This is a genomic window from Leptospira gomenensis, assembly GCF_004770155.1.
GTDB classification, from domain to species: domain Bacteria; phylum Spirochaetota; class Leptospiria; order Leptospirales; family Leptospiraceae; genus Leptospira; species Leptospira gomenensis.
In genome coordinates this window covers 213,998-225,330 of record NZ_RQFA01000010.1, presented here as the reverse complement: position 1 = coordinate 225,330, position 11,333 = coordinate 213,998, and the positions used below count along the sequence as shown (strand labels likewise).

The 11,333-nt window shown below is 49.7% G+C and carries 8 protein-coding genes; 2 read left to right on the top strand and 6 right to left on the bottom strand.

Translation table 11 applies throughout. The features are described from left to right. Positions 1 to 57: 57 nt before the first annotated feature. The 6 genes from EHQ17_RS02165 to EHQ17_RS02140 form a co-directional block, all read right to left on the bottom strand. A complete protein-coding gene (locus tag EHQ17_RS02165) occupies positions 58 to 1,506 on the bottom strand; it encodes a high affinity choline transporter 1 (RefSeq protein WP_135595039.1) in 1,449 nt (482 codons plus the stop codon). Positions 1,507 to 1,582: 76 nt separating this feature from the next. Further along, on the bottom strand, positions 1,583 to 2,146 hold the full coding sequence (locus EHQ17_RS02160; protein WP_246057322.1) for an LIC_10461 domain-containing protein: 564 nt from the start codon (positions 2,144 to 2,146) through the stop codon (positions 1,583 to 1,585). Next, complete coding sequence (locus EHQ17_RS02155) at positions 2,134 to 2,583, bottom strand: Bor/Iss family lipoprotein (protein ID WP_167881226.1); 450 nt, start codon at positions 2,581 to 2,583, stop codon at positions 2,134 to 2,136. The genes EHQ17_RS02160 and EHQ17_RS02155 overlap by 13 nt, the downstream gene beginning before the upstream one ends. 11 nt (positions 2,584 to 2,594) lie before the next feature. Further along, complete coding sequence (locus EHQ17_RS02150; protein ID WP_135595037.1) at positions 2,595 to 8,426, bottom strand: beta strand repeat-containing protein; 5,832 nt, start codon at positions 8,424 to 8,426, stop codon at positions 2,595 to 2,597. Between the two features lie 409 nt (positions 8,427 to 8,835). Next, positions 8,836 to 9,276 (bottom strand): MarR family transcriptional regulator, encoded by a 441-nt coding sequence (locus tag EHQ17_RS02145; protein ID WP_167881225.1) that lies wholly within the window; start codon positions 9,274 to 9,276, stop codon positions 8,836 to 8,838. A 275-nt stretch (positions 9,277 to 9,551) separates the two neighbouring features. Beyond that, a complete protein-coding gene (locus tag EHQ17_RS02140) occupies positions 9,552 to 10,253 on the bottom strand; it encodes a nitroreductase (RefSeq protein WP_135595033.1) in 702 nt (233 codons plus the stop codon). A 106-nt stretch (positions 10,254 to 10,359) separates the two neighbouring features. Here EHQ17_RS02140 and EHQ17_RS02135 point away from each other — a divergent pair, with 106 nt between their 5' ends. Together EHQ17_RS02135 and EHQ17_RS02130 are read left to right on the top strand one after the other, a co-directional pair. Next, complete coding sequence (locus tag EHQ17_RS02135; RefSeq protein WP_135595031.1) at positions 10,360 to 10,944, top strand: TetR/AcrR family transcriptional regulator; 585 nt, start codon at positions 10,360 to 10,362, stop codon at positions 10,942 to 10,944. A gap of 73 nt (positions 10,945 to 11,017) precedes the next feature. Next, the gene (locus EHQ17_RS02130) at positions 11,018 to 11,281 is read left to right on the top strand and encodes a metal-sensitive transcriptional regulator (protein ID WP_135595028.1); all 264 of its coding nucleotides are present in this window, start codon (positions 11,018 to 11,020) and stop codon (positions 11,279 to 11,281) included. Positions 11,282 to 11,333 lie beyond the last annotated feature (52 nt).

The following is an 11,333-nucleotide window of genomic DNA, read 5'->3' as shown; positions in this document are numbered from 1 at the left end:
ATACACGAATCGATTCGTGAGCGAATCGCCCGCAATTTTTCGGAAGTTCCGTTTTTTTTAAACCGAAGATCCGGAATCCGACGTTGCGGGGGCGGTTTGTTGCCCGTTTTCTGCGGGTGTTTCCGTAGGGAACCCGTATCCTTTCTTTTCCAACGCGTCCCCGAAATACAACGCGACCCAACTAGCGGCCAACCCCGAGATCGAGGCAGGAGTTTCAATTTCTATAATATTCCAAAAAAGCCATACGATAAATCCTACGATCATGGAAGCGACCGCTCCGGTGGACGTCGTCCGTTTGCGGAATAATCCCGCGACGAGCGGGACGAACAAGGACACAAGACTGAGCGCGGAGGCTTGGGATACAAGTTCGTAGATATTACTTTTCGTCACCGCCATGGCAAGAGAGACTAACGTGATTACTACCACCGATATTCTTAGGATTCGCAGCAGCTTTTTTTCGTCCGGATTTTTGAGGAAAGGACGGACCACGTTTTCCCCCAACACGGACGCGGGTGCGAGGATCGCTCCGCTCGCAGTGCTCATCACGGCGGACAACAACGCTCCGAAAAACAGAACCTGAGTAAACAATCCCGTGTGTGTCAAAACGGTTTTCGGCAGAATCATCTGCGCGTCTTCGGCGGCGATTTCGGGATATACTTTCCTTGCACACAACACGGCGAGCAGCGGTAACATCGCGACGCTGAGATAAAAGAGCGCCCCCAACAAGGAGGAATAAATCGCGACCTTCTCCGACTTGGAAGCCATCACCCTTTGGAAGATATCCTGTTGCGGAATGGATCCCAATCCGATCGTCATCCACGCCGCGATATAAACCAAAACGCTTTTGAATTCCAACTCGGGCACGAATCGGAAAAAACCCGGCTTGGTACCGGCGAGCACCGTTTCCAATCCGCCGGCCTTTCCGCTCAAATCCCAGACTAAATAAGCAAGTCCTAATACGATTAGGATCGTCTGTAAAAAATCCGTCAAGGATATCGCCCACATACCTCCGATCGTCGTATAAACCACGACGACTCCGGCCCCCAATAATATTCCGGTCGAAACGGGAAGATCGGTTAACGAGTGTAAGATGATTCCCAAAGCGACGAACTGCGCCGCGATCCATCCGAAATAGGACGGTATCATAAAAAGACTCGATACGACCTCCGCCCTTCTTCCGAAACGATTCCTGTAAAAATCTCCGAAGGTGAGGATGTTCATCCGATAAAGGGGTTTGGCGAAAAATAATCCGACTAAAAAAAGACATAGGGCCGCGCCGAAAGGATCCTCGATTACTCCGAGTAATCCTTCGTCCACGAATCGGGAAGAAGCTCCGAGTAACGTCTCGGATCCGAACCACGTCGCAAACAACGCGGAGGAAGCCAAAAACAAAGGAAGCCTTCTCCCGGCCAAAACGTAGTCTTTGGAATCGCTTACGAATCGGGACGCGATCGCTCCGATCAAGATCGTTACGAGTAGATAGAGAATGACCGATATTCCGAGCAACTACGTACCTTCGTTATGTCCAGTCTCACGGATCGCGTCGAAAAGCAATCAATTCTTCTTTCGCTGCGAGTTCGGTTTAAAATTGCGAATCGAAGATATAGTCCCCCTGTTTTTTTCTCGACTTCGATTTGTCCTTCGATTCCTTTCCGTCCTTTCCCGAATCCTTGTTTTCCTGAGAATCCGATTTCTCCTTTTCTTCGTTCCGTTTGTTCGCGGTTTCGGGTTGAGGATTTTGCGGCGACTCCTCTTTCTGAGTCGTTTTGGATTCGATCGTTTTGTCTTCCTTCTCTTCCTTCTTTTTGCCCGGAGCACAATACACTTCTACGGTTTTCGTAGTGTAAAACGGTCCGATCATAAAGTGGACGAGAGAATCCCGAATCGTACGGAACATCTTCACTTCTCCGGGAAGATCCTGACAAGAAGCCATCTCGCTGTCGGATAAGGAATAAATTCCGAACAAAGTATTGGCTTGGACCGCCCGTCGATCCGGAGCCGTAGGAGCGTGCGAACCCGAAAGCGGCTTTACGGTTTCCTTATGTACGATCACGGTCGAATGACATCCGTATACGAGCAGTATCGCACACGAAAACTCGAACGCGCAAACGAAGAATCGGATCGGAATCCGATTTACGGATAACATTCCAACTCCAAAGTTTGCGGAGAATAAACGGTGAAAGTAACCTGTTCCCACAACGCGTCCCAAAACGAAGTGAACTGATGCGCGGATTTAGGTCCTTCCGGACAAAACTTGGAAGCGTCCACGATCTGTTCCTTCGGATACAATCCGAAAAAATAATATTTCTGACGGATCGTATGGATTTTTCCGAGTTCTCCCTGTTTAGATTTCTGCTCTTCCAATGCGCGTTTGCATTCGTTGGATTGTTGATAAATCCGACAGGCTTGCGGAGGATTCTGTGGAAACCGGACCCAGGCGTGTCTACATTCCTCGAAGAAGAAGATGCAGAAAGCGGACAACACGAATATACGGATCAGACATTGATACAAACCCAGACCTTGGGTCTCGAAAGGGAATCGGAACTCTAGTTTAAAACTATTTGTTTTTCTTATATTCTTCATTTTTAATCTTATTAGTTTTGCTGTCTATAGGTCCGAACCGGAACTCCGTTTTTTCCCGCACTCACGTAGAGATAATGAATCCCTCCCGAAGGAACCGAAACCGCGGAGAAAATCTGTTGTATGTTCGTCGCGTCGGTGAGTCCGTTGCCCGCGACCTGCGTCCAGGAAGAAGAGGAAGAACCGGGATTAACCGCGTTGGTTCTGTAGATCCGGATTCCGGCGGGATGATCGTATCCGATATAAAGATACGAACCGTTTTTTACCACCATCGTGATCGTTCGATTCGTGGAATCTCCCATGTTCGTAATTCCTCCCCCGTCGTCCCCCACTACCGACCAATCCAACGCGTCGCATTCTGTCGCGTTAGACGAAATTGTAGGATCGCATTTCCAGAGTTGTGCCCTCCGGTTCGTGTTCGTTCCGTCCGTACATCCCGTAACGTTACCGGGCGCGCTCCGGATTCCCGAAGCCTGGGAACTTTGTACGCAGACGTTTCGCGTAACGTATAAATTTCCGTTGAATTCGGCGAACTGCGCGAACGCGCGATCTCCGGGAATCAGATCGTAGAACTTATTCAATTCCAGAGAGAAGAAGTTGTTCGTCGGACTGTTGTGCCACTTCGAATTGTTCCTCGGTCCGATTTCGGTCCATGCCGCGCAAGTGTTCGCTCCTGAACAAGCCGTCGTAGGATCGGCGCTTGTGGAACGTATGATCGAACCGTTGTGACCGACGGCGTGTAATCCTCCGTTGGCGGCGTAGATCCGATTTTTAAACGTGAACAACGAATCCACACCGATATAATAGGCCCAATTCGGATGGGAATTGTTGTTGGCTCCGAGTATTCCCGTGGAAGGCCCTCCGAAATAAGGAAGAAAATCGATTCTGATTCTTCTTCCTTTACTTCCGTCGAACGCGTCGCAGTTGGAACCGGCAGTGCAGAAGCCGAGAGCCGCGTCCGAAACGTTGAACGTAACGAACCCGAAGTCGGGCGCGTTCAATCCCCCGAAAAGTCCTATGCCGTCGTTGCTCGATTTTGCGAATCCGGCGAACACACGATCGTTCAACACGACGAGAGAAGAAGTCCCCGCGGTCAAAGAACCCGTGATCGATCCGAGATCGACGTATTTGAAGTTCACGTTGGAAGAAGGATCCGAGGAATAATAAAGATAATCGAAAAGATATTCTCCGAAACCGTTCGGGACAGTCTTAGCGCCCGCGAGAAAAAGATACGGATCGCCGCCGAGACTCCCGGTGGAAAAAACTCCCCTTCCGCTTTCGTTGTCCGGTCCGCAACCGGAGGCCAAGGTCGCGTTATTGGCCGTACAACCGGAACGTCCTATCGTAGGATAAGGAGGAACGACGATCGAATTTTCGCGCGTGACGGCGGTATTAGAACTCACGTTAGTCGCATCTCCGTCCTGAGAAATATTATCTTTTTCGAATGCGAATTGGATCGACTCGGGCGAACTTCCGTCGTAGTTGAATCGAAGGGCCCCGTTTCCGGTGTTACTCGGACCCGAATAGATTTTGGATTTAAAATCCGCGAGATAACCGAACGTGGACGCGTTCGAATCAATCGATATCGGACCGTCCGAGAAATTTACCGGCGAAGTGCCGCATCCCAAAAAGGAAGCGCGGTCTCTCGGAGAAGATTGAAGATTCTCCGTATCCAAGGAATCGCGTATCGATCCCCAACTCGAATTGTCGAATCCGTCTCCGTCGGTCGCGTTGGCGATCGAAATCGAATATTGTGCGCCGGTCTGCACCAGATTGTGGACCACACAGACTTTAGCGGAGTCTGCCCCGGCTCCGTTACATACGATTCCGTCCAAAATTTTCGCGCTCGTGATCGCACCTAAATCGCTCGCTCCGGTCAGTCGATAACGATATCCGCATTCGGTGGAACCCGCGCATTCCGCCGAGCCTACGGTGTTGTTTCCCGTCTTCGGGGCCTTTGAAAAATTAAGAACGAACGAATTGGAAGTCGCACAATAAGCCGAAACGACTTTGATCTGTTCTTGTCCGAGGAAATCGCCGTAGTTGGCGCAATCCAAGGAGTTAGGAGCCGTCGAAAGATCCGCAACTCCCGATTTATCGACGAGAAGCGTATAACCGGCGTTAGACGTTTGTGCCGATCCCAGAGTAAGAACGTAAACCGAACCGCTTCCGCTGACGGACGAAACGGCGATCACGGAAACGCTTGTCGTAAAATTGGTGTTATCCGAACACGAACCCGTCAAACCGGCCGTCAACGCGAGTTTATAATTGGCCGCGTTTTTGGCTTGTGTTTCGTTCATCGCTTCCGAATACGTAACACGAATCGTGGTCGGAGTCAGTGGCATAACGTTCACGACCGTAGGAGGAGTAGAATCCAGGAAAACTACCGTTAAATCGGTGTTACCGCTGATCGATCCCAAAGCGGCCGTGATCGAAACGTTTCCTGCGGATATTCCGGTCGCCCTTCCTTCCGTTCCGTTCGCGTTGCTTACGGTCGCTTTGGAACTGTCGTTCGAAGTCCAAGTAACCTGGGTCGTCAAATTCTGCAACGAACCGTCCGAGTATGTTCCCGTCGCGATAAAATCCCTGGTCTGGGAAGTGTAAACGAACGGATTGGTAGGTCCGACGGATAGGGAAACCAGAACCGCGGACGTGATCGTAAGAACTGTCGATCCCGATGTTCCGCCTAACGTAGCAGTGACGGTCACGGCTCCGGTGCCCATACCCGTCGCGTATCCCTCCGTTCCGGACGCGTTGCTGATCGTAGCTTTGGAAGTGTCGTTCGAAGTCCAAGTAACCTGTGTCGTAAGATCCAACGTGGTCGTATCGGAATAGATACCGGTCGCGGTAAAACGTTTCGTATTCCCTTTCGCCATGCTGAAATTCGCAGGAGAGATTTCGATCGAATCGAGAACCGCTGCGCTTACGGTAACAGCGGTGTTCGGACTTTGAATCCCGCCCCAAGACGCGGAAATCTGCGCCGTTCCGTTTTGAACGGCGGTCACCTTGCCGTTCATCCCGGACGCGTTACTCGCCGTCGCCACCGAAGTGTCCGAGGAAATCCAGACGACCTGCGATGTCAAATTTTCGGAAGTTCCGTCCGTGTAATACCCGGTCGCAGTGAAATTACTGGACAAACCTTTGGCGATGTTAAGCGAAGGAGTCGGTGCGATCGAAATTTCGGTTAACGCAGCCGCGGTCACCGTCAAAATACTCGGATCCGAAACGACCGTGCCGAAACTTGCGGTGATGTTCACGGCTCCCGGTTGTAAGGTCGTCACTTTCCCTTGGTTTCCGGACGCGTTATCGATCGCGGCCACAGAAGTGTTCGAGGATGCCCAAACGACCTGCGTCGTCAGATTCTGCGAACTTCCGTCCGTATAAATTCCTGTCGCGGTGAAATTCTGAGACAAGCCGTTGGAAACGGAACGATGAGACGGATCCACCTGAAGAGAGACTAACGTAGGCGAAGTGACCGTCAAATCGGCGAAACCGCTTACGGAAGAAAGAGAGGCCGTGATTCTCGCAACACCGACGTGCCCGTTCGAAGGAGAGTTAAGAAGGATCATCCGATTCGGACCCGAGTCCAAAACCCCGATTTGAACGACCGAGTCGCTGGAACTGGACCAGAGGACCTGATCGGAGAGGTTTAGATTGCTTCCGTCCGAAAAGATTCCTCTCGCTTCCGCGCGTGTAGACGTTCCTTTGGCGATCGTCGTGGTCTCCAAAGTAACCTGGATCGAATCCAGAACGGCCGCAGTCACGTTAAGCGAAATCGAACCGTTCACCCCGCCTAGGGAGGCACGTATCGGAACTATCCCCTGGGAAATACCGGATGTTAAACCTTGCCGACCGATCGTGTTGTCCACGGACGCGATCGAAGTATCGTCGCTCGTCCAAGCGACGGAGGTGGTCAAATCCGAAACGCTTCCGTCGGAATACGTTCCCATAGCGGTCAAACCGATGTTTCTGCCGACGGCGATGTTGGGTAAAGCGGGGGTGATGTCTATCGAATTTAGCGTGGCGCCCGTGATCGACAAGATTGACGCGTTAGACGAAATTGATCCTAAGGTCGCGACGATGTCCGTGTTTCCAATCGCGATACCGGTCGCATGACCTCTGTGTCCGTTCGAATTGGAAATCGTCGCCTTAGCCGTATCGGAGGAACTCCAGGTAACTTGGGAGGTAAGGTCCTGCGTACTCGCATCCGAATAAATTCCCGTTGCGACGAAGGATTTCGTGAGACCTACGGAAACGGAAGGATTCGTAGGTGAAACCTCAATGGCGACTAACGCGGCCGAGGTTACGGAGACTTCCACGAAGTAGTCCACGGCTTCCAAAGCCGCCGTAATTCTCGCAGTACCGAGCGAACCGTTAACGGGTGATTGGATTTCCCGCTTCGGAACGGAAGTAAGATTCGCGATTTGAAGAACGGAGGAATTCGAGGAAGACCACGCGACCTGATCGCTGATGTTTTGCGAAGTCCCATCCGAATAAACGCCGATGGCGACCAAAAACGTGGATGTTCCTCTCGCGATCGAAGTCTGATCCGCGATCACTTGAATGGAATCCAGAACCGCGTCGGTCACTTGAAGAACGACGGTCGAATCAACACCTCCGATTCCCGCGGTGATATCGGTCGAACCTGCAGCCACTCCTTCGACTTTCCCCTCCGAACCGCCGGAGTTATCCACGGTCGCGACCGAAGGCACAAGGCTGGACCAAGTGACTTGATGAGTGATATCTGCAACGGTTCCGTCCGAAAAAACACCGGTCGCAGTTAAATTAAAATTCCTGCCTATAACAACGCGCGGGTTGGCCGGCGTGATCGAGATGCTCGTTAGAATCGCCGATGTAACGGTTAACGTAGATTGTCCGTTAATCGCGCCTAACGTGGCCGTAATCGTAGCGTTCCCCGTGCCTTGTGTGGAAACGAAACCTTTGGAGCCGGCCGTATTTGAAACCGTAGCAACTCCGGTATTCAAAGAAGCCCAGGAAACCTGTGACGTAATGTCTTGAGTTCCTTGATCGCTATAAACGCCTGTCGCGGAGTATTGTTGGGTTTTACCCAAAGGAAACGAACCGTTGACCGGAATCACTTCGATGGAGGAAAGTGTTGCCGCGCTGACGGAAATTCCCAGACTTGCGTTTTTACCTTGATAAGAAGCCGTAATATTGGCCGTCCCCGGAGCGACCCCGTTCGCCAAACCGTTCGAATCGATGGAGACGACGGAGATCTGAGTCGTATTCCAAACCGTATCCGGATCGTTCGTAAGAACCTGAACGGATCCGTCCGAAAAAATCCCTTCCAACGAACATTGTCTATCGGTTCCCGCCGGCAAAAGCGTTCCTTGATTGATACAGGTAATCGATAATTCGGCAAGTGTAGCCGCGGTGACGGTTAACGTAGCTTCAGCGTTTTTGGATTCGAACGAGACGCCGACGCTGCCGGAGCCCAAATTCATACCTTTCACTTGCGCGTGTGTAACCACCCGGAGAATGTTTTGATCCTCGGAAGACCAAGACGCTTCCGAGGTGATATCCTTGTGGGTATCGTCCGAATAAACCGCGGTGGCTCTCAAATCGAGAGTCGTTCCTCGCGCAAAGCTGTCCGCGGGGGCGGAAATTTCAACTCTGTCCAATTCCGCCTGATTAGAACCGCCCAAAAAAAACAATAACAAGGCGTCGCCGACCCCTGCCCCCTGTTTACCCGCGGTCAATCCGGCAGCGCCCGTAAAAACGGGCCACGCGGCGCAGGAGGAGAATAAAAAAAGTGGGAAAGAATACCAGAAGATTGCGTAAAACATTCGACACGGATTTCTTTTTTTTCTCTCAAAAAAAACCATCTCCTGGGCTCCAACAACTAGTCGAATGAATGGAATTCGTCCGAACCGAACGAGAATTTTGAAAACTAAATATACTGACTACACAACCGTCTCTAAAATAACATCTTAACGTTTTTTAATTTATAATTTTATAAAATTATACTTAAATTAAGTAATTAGTAAATAAATTTTTTATTAAATTTTGATCCATGTTTTACGAAACCGATCTTAGAATAAAAAAATTGTCGATCGAAACAGACTCGACTTCGATCCGATTGCAAACGTTCGATATAAAGAAAAGCGAAAAACGGAATAAAATTAAGGAAACGGAATCTATTCGGCGGATAAAAAACGGGAGCCTGTAAAACGGATCGGTTTTACGATAAATGGGCCAAAATCGGCGTTTCACCCATACAAATTAATGAAATTATTATATTCCAAAAGCGATAACTTCATTCAATGCCGGTCTCCGATCACGGAGAGCGACGGATTCCCGGATTAGAATCGCCGCAAAATCCTCCTGAAACCGGATCAAAAATTCCAGATCCTCGTCACCGTATTTTTGAAACAACCCCTGCATCGCTTCCCTCAGGGCTGCGTATGTGGGAGAAGTTTCACGGATCGCCTCGGGAAAGGATTGGACTAAAACCTTTCTACGATCCGTAGGATCGGCGATCCTACGAACCAAACCGGCTTTCTCTAAACGATCGATCACTCCGGTAATCGCACCCGTGGTCAAATCAAGATCCTGCGCGAGCGAACCTGCCGTGATCGGACCTTTTTCCAAAAGTACAAGAGCTTTTCGATCGGTCGGGTTCAGACCGAATTTTTCCATAAAGGATTCGTAATATAAAACGTTTGCGTCGTTCATTCTGCGGCCCGCCGAAGAAAGCGCGTCTAACAGTTCGGCTCTAGGTCTCTTCGTTGATCGATTTTCTGACATATAAAAATAGGGAGCCTTAAAGACGGTCGTACGAATGCCCAAATACATTCAAATTTAAGAATATTTTACGCATCCATACCGACCGATAGGCGTTTACGAATCGTGTCGGATCGTTTCGAACGGAAGTTCCTTCGACGTTCCCCGTTCGTTTAGGAAAGTGGACGAAGTTCGAAAAAAAAACCGTGACGATCCAAAATACGATTCTAATAAAACCTCACCAAATCCGAAACGGGCTCGCGAGGTGTATGAAAAAGATTGAGATCGGAATCCGCCTTCGGATATCCCAAACTCAAACCGCAGACCACCTTCTCCGATTCGGAAAGACCCAATTCAGCACGAACCGTTTCAGGAAAGGCGGATAACGCAGCTTGAGGAACGGAGCCGAGCCCGTAACTTCGAGCCAGCAACATCACCGTATTCAGTAAACAACCGATATCCAAAGCGATGTAAAAATTCAATTCGAACTCCGTGGTGATAAAAACCGCGGTGGGAGCGCCGAAAAATTCGAAATTCCTAAGCATGAACCCGTCTCGAGCCTCCTTGTCTTTGCGTTCGATTCCGGCCACTCCGTAAATTTTCATGCCGAGATCGAACATTCTGCGTTTTGCGTCGGAAGGAAAACCGCTCGGCCAAATCGTATCGGGAGACGGCTCGGCTTGTTTAGCCCGTTCCGTCAAAAGCCGAGCCATCCTATTTTTTCTTTCACCGCTCACTACGTGAATTTTCCAAGGTTGACTGTTCTTCCAACTGGGCGCACGCAAAGCCTGTGAAAACAATTCGGTAAGAATTTTCTCATCCACCGGTTTGGATTCGAAGTCGCGGACGCTGTGACGGGTTCGAACCGCTTCTGCGACACTGCTCGCGACGCCGGTGATATCGACGAAATCGTATTCCGTTGAGGTCATAAAAACTCCAAAAGGACTTGCAATTTCTTCCTTTTTCAGGCTTAATGAAAGTAGAAAGATCCAGGACAGACAAGTCTGTCTGTTACTGAATCCTAAAGGACGAAAAATGTCAAGCACAGATTCTGGGCCCAAAGCGAGAATTTTAGAAACCGCAGTCCGTTTATTTCAAACACAAGGATACGGAAATACGGGAATCAATCAAATCATCCAGGAATCGAAAACGGCAAAGGCCAGTTTTTACGATCATTTTCCTTCGAAGGACGATTTAGGAAGGGCGTATATTTCCTTTTACGGAGAGGAGCAACTCATCCTTTTAGAGAAATTGAAATCGAGATCATCGGAACCCCAAGAGTTCATCCGCGCATGGACTCAGATATTAAAACGACAAACGAAAAATAGCCAGTTCGCGGGTTGTCCGATGGCAAATACGGTCGCACAAATCGCGTCCAACTCCCATTCCATTTCGGAGGAGGCGAAAAAAGTTTCCCTTCGTACGATCGATATCCTTTCCGGATATTTGGCGGAATGGCAAACGGAAGGACTTCTCGGACAAAACGCGGATTGTAAAATACTCGCTCGCAGAATTTTCAGTTGTTACGAAGGAGTGTTACACACTTGGAAACTCACTGGAAAAATATCCGCGCTGGACGATCTTCCCATTTTAGTGGAGGCCGTTTTCGCCAATCCCTGAAGACAAAAGCGAAAACTACTACGATATCGTTTTCTACGTTGACCACTTAGTATACCCGGTATAGTATGTATCTATGAAAACCGAGGAAACCACCAAACTACTCGTCAACCGTATTCACCGAATCAAAGGTCAATTGGACGCCGTCGAAAAAGGCCTTAAAGAAGATTCTATGGATTGCGAAAAAACCCTTTTATTGTTAAAGGCGGCCAGCCAGGCGATCAAAAAATTCGGCGAAGCATACGTGCAAGAATACATGGATCGTTGTTTTTCCGAAAACAAAAGGAAACCCGATGTGGAACACATTCGAACGGCAATCAAGGCGGCCTTTTTTCTTTAAATCGTCGTCCCGGTATCCGATTTCCGCCGTTTATCCCCTAAACGTAACACCC

Excerpts from the sequence above, each read along its gene's own strand:
- EHQ17_RS02130 (WP_135595028.1), top strand. The coding sequence starts at position 11,018 with ATGAAAACCGAGGAAACCACCAAACTACTCGTCAACCGTATTCACCGA.
- EHQ17_RS02155 (WP_167881226.1), bottom strand. The coding sequence starts at position 2,583 with ATGAAGAATATAAGAAAAACAAATAGTTTTAAACTAGAGTTCCGATTC.
- EHQ17_RS02160 (WP_246057322.1), bottom strand. The coding sequence starts at position 2,146 with ATGTTATCCGTAAATCGGATTCCGATCCGATTCTTCGTTTGCGCGTTC.
- EHQ17_RS02145 (WP_167881225.1), bottom strand. The coding sequence starts at position 9,276 with ATGAACGACGCAAACGTTTTATATTACGAATCCTTTATGGAAAAATTC.
- EHQ17_RS02140 (WP_135595033.1), bottom strand. The coding sequence starts at position 10,253 with ATGACCTCAACGGAATACGATTTCGTCGATATCACCGGCGTCGCGAGC.
- EHQ17_RS02135 (WP_135595031.1), top strand. The coding sequence starts at position 10,360 with ATGTCAAGCACAGATTCTGGGCCCAAAGCGAGAATTTTAGAAACCGCA.
- EHQ17_RS02150 (WP_135595037.1), bottom strand. The coding sequence starts at position 8,426 with ATGGTTTTTTTTGAGAGAAAAAAAAGAAATCCGTGTCGAATGTTTTAC.